Origin of the sequence: Streptomyces odontomachi (genome assembly GCF_024435355.1) — a bacterium.
In the GTDB taxonomy this organism is placed as follows: Bacteria; Actinomycetota; Actinomycetes; order Streptomycetales; family Streptomycetaceae; genus Streptomyces; species Streptomyces odontomachi.
On sequence record NZ_JAMJWG010000001.1, the window covers coordinates 374,525 to 390,115 of the forward strand.

13 protein-coding genes are annotated in these 15,591 nt (G+C 70.9%); 5 read left to right on the forward strand and 8 right to left on the reverse strand.

What is annotated here, in order from left to right:
- Positions 1 to 141 precede the first annotated feature (141 nt).
- From NQO67_RS01590 to NQO67_RS01605, 4 genes are all read right to left on the reverse strand, one after another.
- Positions 142 to 729, reverse strand: a complete 588-nt coding sequence (locus tag NQO67_RS01590; protein WP_255945540.1) for a hypothetical protein — start codon at positions 727 to 729, stop codon at positions 142 to 144.
- Between the two features lie 53 nt (positions 730 to 782).
- The gene (locus tag NQO67_RS44130) at positions 783 to 2,591 is read right to left on the reverse strand and encodes a hypothetical protein (protein ID WP_308295608.1); all 1,809 of its coding nucleotides are present in this window, start codon (positions 2,589 to 2,591) and stop codon (positions 783 to 785) included.
- A 231-nt stretch (positions 2,592 to 2,822) separates the two neighbouring features.
- Positions 2,823 to 4,298 (reverse strand): alpha/beta hydrolase, encoded by a 1,476-nt coding sequence (locus tag NQO67_RS01600; RefSeq protein ID WP_255945542.1) that lies wholly within the window; start codon positions 4,296 to 4,298, stop codon positions 2,823 to 2,825.
- 325 nt (positions 4,299 to 4,623) lie between these two features.
- A complete protein-coding gene (locus tag NQO67_RS01605; RefSeq protein WP_374118880.1) occupies positions 4,624 to 5,196 on the reverse strand; it encodes a TetR/AcrR family transcriptional regulator in 573 nt (190 codons plus the stop codon).
- Positions 5,197 to 5,259: 63 nt separating this feature from the next.
- Here NQO67_RS01605 and NQO67_RS01610 point away from each other — a divergent pair, with 63 nt between their 5' ends.
- Both NQO67_RS01610 and NQO67_RS01615 read left to right on the forward strand, forming a co-directional pair.
- The gene (locus NQO67_RS01610; protein ID WP_255945544.1) at positions 5,260 to 6,228 is read left to right on the forward strand and encodes an SDR family NAD(P)-dependent oxidoreductase; all 969 of its coding nucleotides are present in this window, start codon (positions 5,260 to 5,262) and stop codon (positions 6,226 to 6,228) included.
- 394 nt (positions 6,229 to 6,622) lie between these two features.
- Entirely contained in the window at positions 6,623 to 7,549 is a 927-nt protein-coding gene (locus tag NQO67_RS01615; RefSeq protein WP_255945546.1) for a serine hydrolase, read from the forward strand.
- A gap of 29 nt (positions 7,550 to 7,578) precedes the next feature.
- Here NQO67_RS01615 and NQO67_RS01620 read toward each other — a convergent pair whose 3' ends face one another.
- The 4 genes from NQO67_RS01620 to NQO67_RS01635 form a co-directional block, all read right to left on the reverse strand.
- Entirely contained in the window at positions 7,579 to 8,514 is a 936-nt protein-coding gene (locus NQO67_RS01620) for a M48 family metalloprotease (protein ID WP_255945548.1), read from the reverse strand.
- On the reverse strand, positions 8,511 to 8,882 hold the full coding sequence (locus tag NQO67_RS01625) for a BlaI/MecI/CopY family transcriptional regulator (protein WP_255945550.1): 372 nt from the start codon (positions 8,880 to 8,882) through the stop codon (positions 8,511 to 8,513). Before NQO67_RS01625 ends, NQO67_RS01620 begins: the two co-directional genes overlap by 4 nt.
- Before the next feature lie 127 nt (positions 8,883 to 9,009).
- Positions 9,010 to 9,843 carry an undecaprenyl-diphosphate phosphatase gene (locus NQO67_RS01630; protein WP_255945552.1) on the reverse strand — a complete coding sequence of 278 codons (834 nt, stop codon included), beginning with the start codon at positions 9,841 to 9,843 and terminating at the stop codon, positions 9,010 to 9,012.
- 271 nt (positions 9,844 to 10,114) lie between these two features.
- On the reverse strand, positions 10,115 to 10,963 hold the full coding sequence (locus NQO67_RS01635; protein ID WP_255945554.1) for a chitinase: 849 nt from the start codon (positions 10,961 to 10,963) through the stop codon (positions 10,115 to 10,117).
- Between the two features lie 662 nt (positions 10,964 to 11,625).
- Here NQO67_RS01635 and NQO67_RS01640 point away from each other — a divergent pair.
- The 3 genes from NQO67_RS01640 to NQO67_RS01650 all read left to right on the forward strand — a co-directional run bounded on the left by NQO67_RS01640 (position 11,626) and on the right by NQO67_RS01650 (position 15,492).
- On the forward strand, positions 11,626 to 12,081 hold the full coding sequence (locus NQO67_RS01640; protein ID WP_255945556.1) for a hypothetical protein: 456 nt from the start codon (positions 11,626 to 11,628) through the stop codon (positions 12,079 to 12,081).
- 681 nt (positions 12,082 to 12,762) lie between these two features.
- Positions 12,763 to 13,857 (forward strand): hypothetical protein, encoded by a 1,095-nt coding sequence (locus NQO67_RS01645; RefSeq protein WP_255945558.1) that lies wholly within the window; start codon positions 12,763 to 12,765, stop codon positions 13,855 to 13,857.
- 111 nt (positions 13,858 to 13,968) lie between these two features.
- Positions 13,969 to 15,492, forward strand: a complete 1,524-nt coding sequence (locus tag NQO67_RS01650) for an alpha-amylase (protein WP_255945560.1) — start codon at positions 13,969 to 13,971, stop codon at positions 15,490 to 15,492.
- The last annotated feature ends 99 nt before the right edge of the window (positions 15,493 to 15,591 follow it).

Below are 15,591 nucleotides of genomic sequence, written 5' to 3' on the forward strand. Positions count from 1 at the left end.
CAGCGGTGGGCATTATCCCTTGGACACCCGCCGGGTCGCAGTCGCCGACCAGCCGGCCGTCGCCGGCGTTCTCACGGCCTGGGCGTGACGTGCACCGGGCCGGGCCACGATCGCCCCGAGACCGGGCCACGATCGCCCCGGTCAGGCTTCGGTGAAGTCCTTGAGCATCTCGTCCAGGTCGTCCAGCGTTTCGGCGACCGGCGTTCCGAACCGTGCCTCGCGGAGGACGATGCACGTGGCAGCGAAGTCCGCGAGTTCGGTGATCAGGGTGAAGAACTCGCCCTGGTCCCGAGCGAAGGTTGCCCCGAGCACCTCGCCCCCGCTCGACTGGTCCACCAGCAGCGCCCGGATCACGGGCACCGTGTTGAGCTTCGTGCCTCTTTGCGCGGCGACGGCCTCAAGCTCGCGGAGCAGACCGTCGACCGTCTGCTCTGCCTGTTCCGCGAGGGCAAGGGCGAGCACGGTCGCTGCGGTGGCCGCGCCGCTGGCGAGCAGGAAGATGCGGTCGGTGCCGTTCTCGTCCGCGTCGGCGTGCGCGGCCGCCGCCACCACGCGTCCGGTGGGCGAGTCTCCCTGGCGCTGCGCGGTGCTGTTCGCCGGATCCATCGCGGCCAGGATCAGTTCCATGACGGGCATGCCCCCGTGCGGTGCCGGGCGGCGTCGCTCGGAAGCGGCCCGCTGGCGTCCGACACGCTTGTTCTTGCTGCTGGTGCTCTTCTCCTTGGACACCCGCCCACTCTTCCGTATCCCACCCCATCGCGGTGTGCGCTTCACCGACTTCGCTACGTGATCGAGGAACCGGCCGGGTGTACTCCGGTCGCGGTCGCCCGGTGCCGCCGCTGCCGGTACGCCACCGTGAGCGCCGCCAGCAGGGGGCCCCACAGCAGCAGGGGGGCGTAGCAGAGCACGAACACGGCGAGGTGCCAGCCGTGGAAGGTGAGGGGGTTGCCCTCGGGAAGCGGCCGTCCCTGGAGGGTGCGTCCGGCGATGCCGAGCACGGCGGTGGTGGTCCACAGGACGGTCAGTGTCGCGGCGCCCAGCGCTGCGGGGACGACGGCGACCGGTACCGGGACGGCCCGGCCGCGCAACCGCGGGATCCAGCGCGGGAACGTCTGTCCCCAGGAGGCGATCAGCCCCACCGCGGTGAACGCCAGCAACTCGGAGACGACCGACAGGAGGATCACGTACGCCTGGGGCGGCAGCCAGGACGGCAGGTCCCCCGCTCCGCCCGAGCCGCTCTCGTTCAGAGGCACGTGGAAGACCACCTCCGCGATCCGCCACAGCCCGGACGGCAGCACCGCGAAGGGAACGGCGTACGCGGCGACCCGCGCCCAGCGGGGCACCCCGGGAACGGGCGCGTGGGCGGCCCGCCAGGCGGCGCGCAGCCGTCCCGTCGTGGCCGGTGGCCGGACGCTCCCGGATGCCGGAGGCACGGCTTCGCGGCGCTCGGTGACGGGAGCGCAGCACCGACGGGTGCGGACGAGGTAGGACCGGGTGGCCACGGCCAGGGCGAGGCCGTAGCCGCAGAACCCGCCCAGCCCGCACCAGATGACCTTCAGGGCGTCGGCGGAGGAGGGGAAGTCGCCCCGCGGGACGGTGACGAGGCCCGCGCTGCCCAGGGCCGCGTACCCGATCCCGACCAGCCCGTAGGGGGCGAGGGTGGCGGCGCCGAGCAGGGCGGGTGCCAGCGGCAGCCACCGGGGCACCCGGCGGCCGGCCAGGAACGGCGTCCAGCGGGGGAGGGCCTGACCCCAGGGGCGGACCAGGCCCAGCAGCAGGAGGATCCCGAGCGCGGCGCACAGCGCGGTGGGGTCGACGCCCCAGGCCTCCAGGGTCGGCCACACCCCGGAGCTGCCCTGCTCCCGAGCCGCCGAGAGGATGTCCGCGCCGGTGACGCCGGCGAAGGTGGCACCCAGCGCCCAGGCCGTCTTCATCGCGATGTAGGGCAGGAACGCGGCGCACCCCGCGTACGCGGTCCAGCGCACCGAGCGGGGTGCCGGGCCGGGCGCGGGTCTGACCAGGCGCGCCGGTGCGTCGTGCACGGCTGCGCAACGCGGGCACGCACGGCCTGAGCTGTCACGGAACACGCGGGCGGCGCCGATGAGCAGAACGGCGCCGACCGCCGCCAGCACCTGGTGGGCGGCCGAGAGTGGGCTGTCCACCTGCTGGTTGAAGACGAGCGTGATCAGCTCCATGAGCAGGCCGAAGGAACCCGCGACACAGGCCGCGGCAGCACCCAGCAACAACGTGAGCACGACCGTCGCGGGAAACCGCCGTCCCCACGGCCGGACGACGGCCGCCGCCCCCGCCCCCGCCACGCCGGCCGTTGCGACGACAGCCCAGTCCAGGGCAGCGGGGCCCGAGGCGGGCCCGAAGCGGACGAGGGATGAGCCGGTGAGCGCCGCGGCCAGACCGGTGATCCCGTAGACCACGGCCCAGCACAGTGCGGCCCGGCACACCATGGCTCGTCCGCCGTCCACGCGTCCGGCCTGCCGGAACGGGAAGGGAGAGCGGACGAACGAGCGTGAGGCCCGCGACCGCTCCCCGGCGGTGGCGCGGCGCGCCGTCTTCGATCTGGCTGTCAGCACCATGTGGCGAAGCGTCACACGCCCCTCGTCGCACGACATCCACCCATTGGTCCGTCCCCGTACGCCTCCGGGCTGACGGCCAGCCCACCCACGGGCTGACGAGCCCGGCCGCGCCCGGCCTGGTCAGCACCGTGGCCGTCCGGCTACACGGCGGCGACCTCACCTTGGACGCCGGTGACCGTCCCGACATGGGGCCCGACCACACGAGCTGCGCCGTTCGCGGCGGCGCCGCAGTTACGCCGTGCACCGCAGATCGGCCGACGGACGGTGCCCGGTCACGAGGAAATCGGTCACCGATCGGTCGCCGCAGGCGTTGCCGTTGGCGAGGTAGGAGCCATGGCCGCCGTGGTCGACGGTGACCAGGCGGGCGCGGTCGCCGAGGGCGGTCCGCATGCGCAGGGCGCCGAAGTAGGGCGTGACCGGGTCCCGGAGGTTCTGGAGCATCAGAATGTCGGACGGCCCGTCCGAGGTGATGCGGACCGGCTTGTCGGCCGGTTCGGTGTGCCAGAAGGCGCAGGGGGTGACGTTCACCGGTTGCCCCGCGGTGAGCGGGTGCCGGATGCGGTCGGTTGCCACGGCGCGGGCGTAGCCGGGAACGTCGTGGGGCCAGCTCACGTCGTTGCACTGCGTCGCCGTGAACACGGCGGCGTCCCGGTCCGGCAAGGGCGTGGCGTATCCGGCGGGCAGGGCGAGTGCGGTGTGGGGGTCCTCGGCCGCCTTGATCAGCTGGGCCAGCCAGGGGAAGCCGGCGTCGTTGTAGAGCGCCTGCTGGACGGCCTGGCGCAGGATGTTTCCGGTGAACGGCTTGTCCGGTGTAGTGGTCTCCCGGGGGGTGCGGTCCAGCCGGTCGGCGAGGGACAGCACCAACGGCCGTACCTCGCTGGCGTGTTGGGCCAGCCGTAGCCCGTCGGTGTCGCGGGCGGGGTCGGCGGCCCAGCGGGCGAAGTCGGGGAACCGCTCGTCGGCGCCGGCCGCCGTGTTGGCGAGCCAACCACGTTCCACTCGTGCCGGGTCGGGGTCGTCGGTGCTGTCGAGCACCACCCGGTCGGTGTGCCCGGGGTGCTCCTGCGCGTACGCGGCGGTCACATACGTGCCGTACGACACCCCGTACATCGACAGTTGCGCGGCACCGATGGCCTGGCGGAGGCGCTCGATGTCGCGCACCTCGTTCGCCGTGGAGTAACTGCGCACCACGGCACCGCCGTTGCGTGCGCAGGCGTCGGCGATGCGACGGGCGCGGGCGACGCTGTCGCTGATGTCGCCACCGGGACCGGGCCAGCTGCGGAGGTTCATCACGTCCCGGTCGTCCGTACGCAGCCCGCAGCCGACTGCCGTGGAGCCACCCACCCCGCGCGGGTCGAGGCTGACCAGGTCGTAGGCGCCGTGCAAGGCCTCGCGCAGCGCCGGCCCCCGGTGGGCGAGCGTGTCGACGCCGGAGCCGCCCGGGCCGCCCGGGATGACGAACAGGGTGCCGCGCCGGGCGGCCGGGCGGTCGCTGACCAGGCGGGTGACGCGCAAGGTGAGGCGGGCGCCGTCCGGATTCCGGTAGTCGACGGGAACGGACAGATCAGCGCACTGCTGGTCGGCGGGGCCGTCGGGCTGAGCACACGGATTCCAGGCGAGCGTTGTCGCCGACGCTGGACCGGCGACGGCGAGGCATGTCGCACCGAGCGAAAGGACACCCAGTACCACGGCGAGTTTGTGCTTCATCGTTGTCTCCGGGGTGAGAGGGGGTGACGGCCGGTTGCGAGGGTGTCCGTGAGGCCGTCCGCCACCCGGACGCCAGCGCAGTCCTTCGTGAGGTGACGGCCGTCGATGCTGATGACGAAGCCACGTTGGCAGTGCGGAGGGGCCCGTGACCTCCCCCGGCGGTGGGTTCGCTCTCCCCCACACGGGGGGTGCACGTTCGCAGGCTGCGCCTTCGATGCCGACGCCACGGTGCCTGGGTGAGGTGAACCAGCGGCGGCCTTGACGGGCGGGCCGGCCCGTCGCCGTCATGGACCGCGGTCCTACGGGAGCCCGGCCGGGAGAGTCTTCAGCGCACCAGGAGATCGACGGCGACCTTCAGCCGATCGAGGTAGAACTCCCGTGACGTGGCCTGATGCTTGAGGCCGAGCGATGCGCTGATCATCGTCTGCGCGACCAGGGGTGCCGCTTCCTGTCCTGACTCGACGGCGATGGCGGCCGTGATCAGTTCCTCGAAACGGCGCGGCGTGGTTTCGACGATCTCTCCGAGGAGGTCGGGGTTGTCCTCGATGACCGTCGCGACGTCGCGCGTCAGCGGGCCGATGTAGCGGCCTGCCCAGTGGTCGAATGCTTCGACGAGGCGCTCTGGAAGGGGGCGGTCCGTGTCGGCCAGGACGTGCTCGACCGCCGTGATGTCCCGTTCCAGGGCCTGGGTCACCGCGGCACGGAACAGGGTCTCCTTCGAGGAGAAGAGAAAGTAGAGCCCGGGCCGGGAGATGCGCGCCGCCTGTGCCACCTCCTCCATCGAGGTCTTCCGGTAACCGAATCGGGCGAACGTGACCATGGCGGAGTCGAGGACCAGGGTCCGGCGGTCGGTGTCGGCGACGGGCGACGGCGGGTGGCCGGCATCGGGACTGCTCATGGAGCGAGCTTAGGAGCGAGAAGCGAACTATACAAATCAGGTCTAGTGCGTATAGTCGATGTCATGGCTCACGCACTCGTCTCCACGCCCTTCACCGCCTCCAGCACCGCGGACGAGGTGATGCGAGGCGTCGACCTCGCCGGCGTTCGGGCGATCGTGACGGGAGCTTCTTCAGGGCTCGGGATCGAGACGGCTCGTGTGCTGGCCGCTGCCGGGGCGGACGTGACGCTCGCCGTCCGGAACACGGCCGCGGGCGGCGCCGTCGCTGAGCGGATCGCGAAGTCGGCCGAGGGGATCCGTCCCCGCGTCGCCCGGCTCGACCTTGCCGACCGGGCCTCCGTCACAGGGTTCGTCGACGCATGGCCCGGCCCGCTGCACCTGCTGATCAACAACGCCGGCGTGGTCACCGGCGGCCTCGAGCGAACGCGCGAGGGCTGGGAGCTGCAATTCGCGACCAACCATCTTGGCCACTTCGCCCTGGCCACCGGCCTTCATGACGCGCTGGCCCGGGGAGCGGCCGACCGCGACGGAGCGCGGATCGTCTCGGTCAGTTCGACCGCGCACATGCGCTCCGGAATCGACTTCGACGACCTCCACTTCGAGCGTCGCAGCTACGACCCGCAGATCGCCTACGCCCAGTCGAAAACGGCGAACTCTCTCTTCGCCGTCGAGGCGACCCGGCTCTGGGCATCCGATGCCATCGTCGCCAATGCGGTGAACCCGGGCGGTATCGCGACCGGGTTGCAGCGGAACTTCAGCGCGGAACAGAAGGAGTCGCTCGCCGCGGCCGAGGCCGCCGGAGTCTTCACGTACAAGACGGTCGAGCAGGGGGCGGCCACCAGCATCGTCGCGGCCGTCGCCCCCGAGTTCGCCCACTCCGGAGGCCACTACCTCGATGACGCGCAGGAGGCCTACGCCGTGCCGAACGACGCCGACCTCGCGCAGCACCCGCACGGTGTCAAGGAATGGGCACTCGATCCCGCCATCGCCAAGCGTCTCTGGACCGTCTCGACCGACCTGCTGCGCGCCTGACCTCTGGATGTCGCGCAGATTCTCGCCGTTGCCGCGCTCGATGGACCAGGGGCTCCAAGCAGTGACATGGCGGCGCGACCTGCCGTGCCGGCTCTCCAGGGCCACCGCCGGCAGATCAGGCCGCAGGTCGACGGGACGAAGGCGTCGTTGAAGTCCGAGGCGTCGTGTCGGTCCCCTCGCACGGGTGGCGGTGATCGCTCCGTTGCGCGGACCGTGACGTACATCGCGCCCGAATTAGACCATTCTGCCCCTTTTATTTATGTGATCACGTTTTCGGGTCACGTAGGGTCGCCCTACCGGGAAGTCTGGACGCGTACCGGGCTTGCGGTCGAGTGACCGGGTGCATGTGGGTGATCCATGCGGCCGGCAGAGACAGAGCAGGACGGAAACCCTCGTGAAAACACCGCCTACATCCGGCCGCCGCTCGCGACGGGCGCTGGCCGCGGTCGCACTCACCGGTTCTGCGCTCGCCGCGCTCGCGACGGCCACCCCCGCCGGGGCGGTCACCTCCGCGGCGCCGGCCGCTCCGGCAGGGGTGACCTCCTCCGAGGCGTGGGTCGGCGGCGCGCAGGTGCTCTGTACGTCCCACCGGTCCGGTCTTGCGCCCCGGCTGGCGCAGGACATAGCCGGCTCACTCCGCGGTCGCCAGGGAACCTCGGCGCTCGCCCTCTACGACCGGAGCACCGCCACCACGTGCTCACTCAACGCCGACAGGGCCTTCGACTCGGCAAGCGTGGTCAAGGCCACGGTGCTCGGGGCGCTGCTGCGGCAGGCCATGGACGGGCATCGCACGCTGACGCCCCGGGAGGTGGCGCTGAGCACCGCGATGATCACCAAGTCGGACAACGCCGCCACCTCCACCCTGTGGCGCCAGATCGGACACGACGGAATCAATCGCTTCCTCACCCTGGCGGGAATGCGGCACACCGTTCCGGCGGCCGACGGGCGCTGGGGACTTTCCCAGGTCACCGCCGGTGACCAGCTGAAGCTGCTGCAACTGCTCACCTCGGACAACCCGGTCCTCGACCGGCCGGCGCGCACCTACGCCCTGAACCTGATGCGGCGGGTCGTCCCCGAGCAGCGATGGGGGGTGTCCGCCGGGGCGCCCGGCACGGCGGCCGTCCATCTGAAGAACGGCTGGCTGCCGCGTACGACCCACGGCTGGCGGGTGCACAGCATCGGGGCCTTCACGGACGGTGGACACGACGACGGGATCGTCGTTCTCTCCCAGGGCGATCCCACGATGGACTACGGCATCACCACCATCCAGGGCGCTTCCCGCGTCATACACCGCGATCTGGGGCAGGCCCACGTGCGGTGACCACCGGGGCGACCTCACGCGCGTCTGGCTCAGCGGTGGGACTGTTCGCCTTGGGCGATTTCCACGTCGCGGTGTACGGAGACGGCCCCGGCCAGGGCGGAGGCTCCGGCGGACCCGCACAGGAGGGCCACGGCCAGCAGCGCGGGGATCAGACGCCGGGTCGGGGCCTTGGCGAGGAGGGCCTTGACGCGGGCTGGGACGGGTCCGGTGACCGCGCCGGAGGCGAACTTGGGCAGGCTGACGCGTACCCGAGTGGTGGCGAGGGCCGCTCGGCCCACGGCCTTGGCGGTCAGCCCCCGGTCGCCTGTGGCGTGCGCGGCGGCCTCGTCCGCGGCGCGCTCGGCCGCGAACGAAACCTGAGGGGCGACGGCGGCGAGCGCGGGGTGGCACCAGCCGGCGAGCTGGGAGGTGGCGAGGAAGAGGTGGTGGCGTGCGGCGAGGTGGGCACGTTCGTGGGCGAGGAGTGCCTCGCGTTCTTCTTGGGCCAGCGCGCGGAGCATCCCGGTGGTCACCACGATTCGGTCCGCGGCGCGACGGCCCCCGGGCAGGGCGTAGGCGTCCGGGCGGACGTCGTCGATGACGCAGAGCCCGCCGGCGTGCGGAAGATCGTCGATATGGTCGTGGGCAGCGCGCAGCCGTCGTACTTCCGACAGTGTTCTGCGTGCCGCGGTGAGACCGGTGGCCGTCAGGGCGCCGCAGGACAGTGCGGACAGGGTCATGACGGCCGCTCCTGGGCCGGCTTGGAGCGGCTGGATGAGCTCGGCGAGGCTGGCGAGCACCGGAACGGCGAGAACGAGGGGGAGCAGGAGAACCCCCAGGGACGCCACCGCTCCTACCGCCAGTGCTGCCGAAGCCGACGTGAGCGTCCACAGGGCGACATCGGGCCGTACCCGCGTCACCACTCGCCGGGCCAGCGGTGGTAGCGCGAACGGCAGGATCAGTGGGACCAGCAGGAGCGTGATCAACGCCCGTCTCCCCCCAGCAGGCGGCGAAGCTCCGCCTCGTCGTCCGGGCTGAGCCGCTCGACGAACCGGGCCAGCGCCATGCTGCGGTCTCCGTCCTGGTTGAGTTCGCGGTGCATGCGCCGGGCGGTCAGGCCGTGGGCGTCCTCCACGGGGGAGTACACGAAGCCGCGTGAGCCCTCTTCGCGTTTCACTGCGCCTTTGTCGTGGAGGCGGGCGAGCAGGGTGGCCACGGTGGTGCGGGCCAGTGACTGCGGTAGGGCCGTCCTGACCTGCGCAGCCGACATCGGTTCTCGTCCGGCCCAGAGTGCCGCGAGGACGCTGGCCTCCAGTTCGCCCGCTGGTCTGCGCTCGCTGTCGGAATCCGGCATGGAACCTTCCACTCCCCGAGGTTCGTCGTCTACAAGATTGTAGACGCATGGGTGGGGCCCGCGGCCAGCGGGCTGGCATGGGTGACGCTCCGCACGGCGCCTCGCGCACGGCGCGTGGTCGCGCGTGTCAGCCGAGGACGTGCGTGGTCAGCAGGCCCAGGAGGAGGGTTCCGATGATGATGCGGTAGATCACGAACGCGTTGAAGGAGTGCTTCGCCACGAACTTCAGCAGCCAGGCGATGGAGGCGTAGGCGACCACGAAGGAGACGATGGTGCCTGCTGCCAGGGGAGCGGCGCCCACGCCGGTGCCGAGGGCATCCTTCAGTTCGTACAGGCCTGCTCCGGTGAGGGCGGGTATGCCGAGGAAGAACGACAGCCGGGTGGCGGCCACCCGGTCCAGGTCGAGTACCAGCGCGGTGGACATGGTGGCTCCCGAGCGGGAGAAGCCGGGGAAGAGCAGTGCGAGGATCTGCGAGCAGCCCACGAGCATCGCGTCCTTGAAGGTGACGTCGTCCTCGCCGCGGCGGTGCCGGCCCATCTGGTCCGCGGCCCACATGACCCCGCTGCCGACGATGAGGGATGCGGCGACCACCCACAGCGATGCCAGCGGTCCTTCGATCAGTGGCTTTGCCAAGAGGCCGACGATCACGATGGGGATGGTGGCGTAGATCACCCACCAGGCGAACTTGTAGTCGTGGTCCGTGCGCTGCTCCTTGTGTGCCAGGCCACGCAGCCAGGCTCCGGCGATTCGTATGATGTCGCGGAAGAAGTAGACGAGGACTGCGGCGATCGCTCCTACCTGGATGACGGCTGAGAAGCCCACCACGGAGGCGTTGTCGACCGGGATGTCCATGAGGCCTTCGGCGATTTTCAAGTGGCCGGTGGACGAGACCGGCAGGAACTCGGTCACTCCCTCGACGGCGCCCAGGATGACGGCCTGGCCGATGTTGATCACACTCATCGGAACTCTTCCTTACGGCAGGAAACAAGGGAGACACGGCGGGGAGTGAGGCTCTCGTCGACACGGGAAGCCCGGATCCGACCCGAGCGCGAACACTCTGGCGGCTGGCTGCTCGGGTCGGGTCCGCGACCGGCCGGCCAGCCGAGGGCATCGACGGGCGAGTACCGATCAAGCAGGTCCGCTGCCGGTCTACAGTACTGTAGACGATATGGGTGGGCCCCGAGTTCCCGTGCTGCGGGGTCCGGACTCACCCGCAGCGGGGCGCCTCGCCTCAGCCTGCCAGCGCCCTCGCGAACGCCCCCGGCGGCTGTGTCACACCGCTGCACGTCGTCGACGCGGCGGCCGTGTCGCCGTCGTGGCCGTCGCACTGCCGGTCGCGGGCGGTGGACCACAGGGACACCCAGGCGAGGCCCTCGCTCCGTGCGAACGACCGCAGCCGGTCCGCGTCCCGGAGCGTGAACGTCTCGTTGCGCACGTCGTTTTGGCCGATCATCGCGGTGACCGCCAGATGCCGCCAGGCGGATGTGTCCGAGAGCCGGAAGACCTGCTTCATCTGCCGCTGGGCGGCCCGCGCTGCCTTCTCCGCGTAGGAGCCCATGTCGCCGCCGTAGTAGGTGCCGTAGTTCATCGTCATGATGTTGACGGCCGAGACGTCCACCCCGTGACGGGCGGCGGACTTCAGGACGGCAAGGCTGTCGGAGTTGAAGCCGTGCGGCATGACGGGCAGCGTGAGGGTCACCTGCGTGCCGCGCTGTTTCTGGAGCAGCGCCATCGCCGCGGAGCGCAGTTCGGTCGCCCGGTGGTCGGCCAGGACGCCCGCCTCGATGTCGAAGTCGGCCCGGCCGGCGCCGGCCGCGTCCAGGGCCCGGCCGTAGGCCGCCGCCAGCGTGCCGGCCCTGGTACAGGTGGTCGCCGGCTCGCGGCCGCCCAGGCCGCCGAAGGAGACCCGCACTGCGGCGCCCGAGTCCTTCAGCCGCCCGATCCGGGACCGCACCCCCGCGTCGTCGATCGCGCGACCGGCCCAGCCCGGGGTGCAGCCGCCGCGGGAGTTCGCGAAGGCCAGGTTGTAGACGTCCGGGGAGCCTGCGGAGTCCGACGGCGCCGCGGCGGTCGCGCTCACATACGGTGCGTAGCCGGTGCCGACCGGAGCGTACGACCTGCCGGACGGCCTCGGCGCCGGTCGGGAGTGCCCGGGCGCCCGGCGGTGCGTACTGCCGGCGGTGCCTTGGTCGGACAGCGATGGCCGGCCACCCGCAGGCTGCGAGGCGTGCGGGTCGGACGCCGTGCCGTGGCGTGCCCCAGACCCGTCCGGTGCACCCGAGGAGCAGCCCGCCACGCCCAGGCAGACCGGGCCGCTCAGAGCGACGACACAGGCGAGGGCGGCGACGGGGTGACGGCCCCGCCGCCGCCCGGCTCCGGCTGCGCGGCCGGCGCGCCCGGCCGAACGCCTCGACATCGCTCACACCTCTGGTTCGCTCGCGTACTCGTGCGGATCGTGCCTGCTCAAGAGCTACGGACCAGTGGGCCACGCAGCCGGACGGGGACGGCCAGGGTTCGGCCTGACCCGTCGGACAGATGCCATGGCGACGGTAGTGCTCGAGTGCCGCTGCGGAAAAATCGAGCGACTTGTGCTGCTCGCACCACGCACGACGAGCTGTGTCGCTTCACCGACGCGGCTCGGTCGGCGAAGTCACACGGCGACGCTCAGGCCTTCGGGATGCTCGGGACCTGGCCGGTCGCCGAAAGGGACCACCCGAGCTTCCGGAACGTGGCGATGTCGTCGTGCAGGCGCGGCATCGGCGGTTCGAGGTCGATGAGCTCGTAGACGGTGACGCCGTCGAAGCCGATGGAGCCGAGGGCCCGGGCCTAGCGCTCGAAGTCGACCTCGCCGCGATCGTCACACCCAGGGCCGCAGCCCGCTCCAGCAGGATCTCCAGCGCCTGGTCGAGCCGCCAGCGGCAGGCGTCGTCCGGAGCCGGGGACAGTGCGTGCCGGCGGCCCGGCATCACGATCACCATGCCGGCTTCCAGAGGCGTGTGCGAGTTCCAGTTCGCCGAGTACGGCGTCGACACTGGCGCGGCGGAAGTCGTTGCCGGGGCTGATCAGATTGATGTCGAGGAACCCCGGATTGGTGGAGGTGACCGCCAACCCCCGGGCGGTCGGCAGGCGGCGCAGCTCGTGCCGCTCGAACTTGCCGAACCCGGCCCGCACGACGTGAACGTGGCCGGCGGCCGGTGAGCGATCCGGTAGTTGGCGTCCGCGATGAAACCGGCCATCGACATGTCGGTGCCGCTTGCCGAGGCACGACGGACCGCGGGCGATACCGCTGGTGCCGCGGCGCAGCCTGCGGTCCATTGCACTGAGCGCAACGCTTGCACCGAGATCTCGGTGGCGTTCGTCGCGGGGGTGTACCCGTACTTCTCGGCAGTTCGTGCGTGACGTCTTTACACGTGCGTGTTGCTGAAATATCTTGCTGCAAGTTTCAGCATGTCCATGCATACCGTGTGCGGCATGCGTAGGGACTACGGCTGCTGGCGCGTGTGGCCTTCCCCGTCGACACGTAGGAGTCCTCTGTGCTCTTCACAAAGAGCAGTCCGCGCCTGATCAGACGTGGCCATGTGCACGCCGACGTGGTGAACGTTCCCGGCGAGATCGGCGCCGACTGCACCTGCCCCGAGTAGCGCGCGCACCCGGGCGACCGCGCCGGTACGCACGCGCTGCCACGCATCCGGTGGACGCGTGGCGGCGCCCTCCCCGCACGTCGTGCGATCCGATGACGGTGCGCCCTCGCCCCTGCCCGCTCACGGGTCGGCCGGCCGACCGGCGGCCGGCCCGTGAGGCCCGAATCCTCAGGTCGTCAGGGCGGATGTCCCCTGGCAGAGCGCCTGAGGAACGACCCGAGACCCCTCCGGAGTAGCCATGTTCACACCCACACATCCGGCCCTGCGAAGTTCGCGTGCCGCCCTCCCCGGTGCGCGCAGCGCGCGCCGCGCCCTTCTTGCGGCGTGCATCGGTGCGGCACTGCTCGTCGTGGCCGGACAGACAACCGTCGCCGCGCAGGGGTCGGGCGCGGCGTTGCGCGACACCCAAGGCCCGTTCTACGCCACCAACCCCGCCGGCCAGGTCGGTCGGTCCGCCGCGATCACCGTCGACGGTGCGGCCACCGACTGGACACCGGACATGATCGTCGCGCAGGGCGTCGCCAACGACGACCCGCGGATCTTCCGCGGCAGCCACGAAGGCCCGGTCTACGACCTGTACTCCCTCTCCGCCGCCTGGGACGACAGCAACCTCTACCTGATGTGGCAGATCACCAACGTCACCGACGTCGTCGACCCCGCGCAGTCGTTCCCGCAGAGCGGAAACGGCAAGCCGTACGCCGTCGACATCCCCATGTCCGTCGCGCTGGACGTGGACCCGGCGTCCGGCACCGACGGCATCCTCGACGGCGAGGACGACGGGGTGTGGGGGATCCACAGCACCTTCTCCACCGAGCAGGGCGTCGACGAGCTGATCAACTTCTCCAGCAAGCCGGGCGTGGGCACCCCCGCCCTGTTCACGCTCAACCCGCGGGGCGCCTTCGACTACCAGCCGGAAGACGTCCACACGTTCGAGGAGGCCGGCATCACCTATGCCCATGCCGACGGACTCGCCGTCGACGACCTCGTCGGCATCAACGCGACCGGGAACGCCGGGTACGTGCCTGCCGACCTGCTGGACGAGTCCCTTTACAGCAACCTCCTCGACGCCGGCCACGACCCGCAACAGGACGCCACCTACGAGATGGGCATACCGCTGGCGAGCCTGGGCCTGACACAAGCAGCGCTCCAGGAGACAGGGCTCGGCGTGCTGCTGATGACCACCTTCGGTGAATCGGCCATCAACTCCCTGCCCCAGGATCCGGCCGTCCTCGACCACGCCACCGAGCCGTACGGTGCCGACCCCTCCACCTCCCACGAGAAGGAGGACGGCGACCAGTTCACCGTCCCCCTCGCCCGCATCGGCCACGCGTAGCCACACCCGACGCAGGCAGCCCGCCGCCGGCTTCTCGCCGGCGCAACCGCACCCGTCTGCGCACGACCCGACAGGCCCGCACACATCTCCCACCTACAAGGGGACACCGCAATGAAGCCACAGGACAGCACGCCCACCGCCGCACCCCCGCGGCAGGCCCGCACGGCTGCGACCCGGCTGGTGCTCGCGACCGCAGTCGTCGCCGGCGCCGTCCTCCCGCTCACGCTGGGCGCCGCCACCCAGGCGGCCGGCGACAGCAACGGCGGTGACGTCATCGCCAACCTGTTCGAGTGGAACTGGACGTCGGTCGCCGCCGAGTGCACCGACGTGCTCGGCCCGAAGGGCTACGGCGCCGTCCAGGTCGCCCCGCCCGAGGACTCCATACGGCTGGCCGGCTCCACCCACCCCTGGTGGGAGGTCTACCAGCCGGTGGGATACGACCTCAACAGCCGGATGGGCAGCGAGGCCCAGTTCGGGTCCATGGTGTCGGCCTGCCACGACGCCGGCGTGAAGGTGTACGTCGACGCCGTGATCAACCACACCTCGGGCAACGACCAGGCCAGCACGGACTCCTACGGCGGCGACACGTTCGACGTGTCGGCCAAGACGTACGACCAGGTGCCGTACGACGCGTCGGACTTCCACGCCTACCCCGACGACTGCCCCAACTCCGACATGGCGATCAACGACTGGAACAACCAGAGCCAGGTCCAGGAGTGCGACCTGTCGAATTTGGCCGACCTCAAGACCGAGTCCGACGACGTCCGCACCAAGATCGCCGGTTATCTCAACAAGCTCATCGGCGACGGCGTCGACGGCTTCCGGGTGGACGCGGCCAAGCACATCAACCAGAGCGACATGGCCGACATCATCTCCCGGCTCGACGACACCAAGTGGGGCGAGCGGCCCTACGTGCTCCAGGAGATCGCGCTGGGCGGCAGCGGCAACCTCGCGCCCGCCGCGTTCGAGGGCAACGGCAGCGTCATCGGCTTCGACTACGCCAATGCCATGAAGAGCCAGTTCCAGGGCAACATCGCCAACCTCAAGACGTTCGGTGAGAGCTGGGGCCTGGAGCCGAGCGACAAGGACGGCGCCATGGTCACCAACCACGACACCGAACGCAACGGCGCCACGCTGAACTACAAGAACGGCTCCCAGTACACCCTGGCCACCGAGTTCATGCTCGCGTGGGGCTACGGCATCCAGCCGACCGTGTATTCCGGCTTCGCCTTCGGCAACTCCGACGACTCCCCACCGGCCGGCACCGACGGCACCGTCAGCGACACGGACTGCTCCTCGAGCGCATGGGTGTGCACCGACCGGGTGCAGGGCATCGCCAACATGGTCGGCTGGCACAACGCGGCCCAGGGCGAAGCCGTCGCGAACTGGTGGGACAACGGCGACAACGCCATCGCCTTCAGCCGCGGCGACAAGGCCTGGATCGCCCTCAACAACAGCGGTTCCAGCGTCACCCAGACCTTCACCACCGGCCTGCCCGCAGGCACGTACTGCGACGTGGTGCACGGCGACCCGGACTCCTCGGGCGACTGCTCCGGCGCCACCGTCACGGTCGACGCGTCCGGCACCGCGTCGGTGACCGTACCCGCCGGAGACTCCGTTGCCCTCCACCAGTAGGTAGGCACCGAGAACCTCCCGGCTCCACCGGCGAGGGCCCAGGGCTACGAGAGATAGCCCCGGGCCCTCGCCATGCCACGTTACTCCGTGGCACGGCGG

Bases quoted from the DNA above. Each gene is read 5' to 3' on its own strand.
- NQO67_RS01650 (WP_255945560.1), top strand. From the start codon at position 13,969: ATGAAGCCACAGGACAGCACGCCCACCGCCGCACCCCCGCGGCAGGCC.
- NQO67_RS01610 (WP_255945544.1), top strand. From the start codon at position 5,260: ATGGCTCACGCACTCGTCTCCACGCCCTTCACCGCCTCCAGCACCGCG.
- NQO67_RS44130 (WP_308295608.1), bottom strand. From the start codon at position 2,591: ATGGTGCTGACAGCCAGATCGAAGACGGCGCGCCGCGCCACCGCCGGG.
- NQO67_RS01605 (WP_374118880.1), bottom strand. From the start codon at position 5,196: ATGAGCAGTCCCGATGCCGGCCACCCGCCGTCGCCCGTCGCCGACACC.
- NQO67_RS01600 (WP_255945542.1), bottom strand. From the start codon at position 4,298: ATGAAGCACAAACTCGCCGTGGTACTGGGTGTCCTTTCGCTCGGTGCG.
- NQO67_RS01645 (WP_255945558.1), top strand. From the start codon at position 12,763: ATGTTCACACCCACACATCCGGCCCTGCGAAGTTCGCGTGCCGCCCTC.
- NQO67_RS01630 (WP_255945552.1), bottom strand. From the start codon at position 9,843: ATGAGTGTGATCAACATCGGCCAGGCCGTCATCCTGGGCGCCGTCGAG.
- NQO67_RS01625 (WP_255945550.1), bottom strand. From the start codon at position 8,882: ATGCCGGATTCCGACAGCGAGCGCAGACCAGCGGGCGAACTGGAGGCC.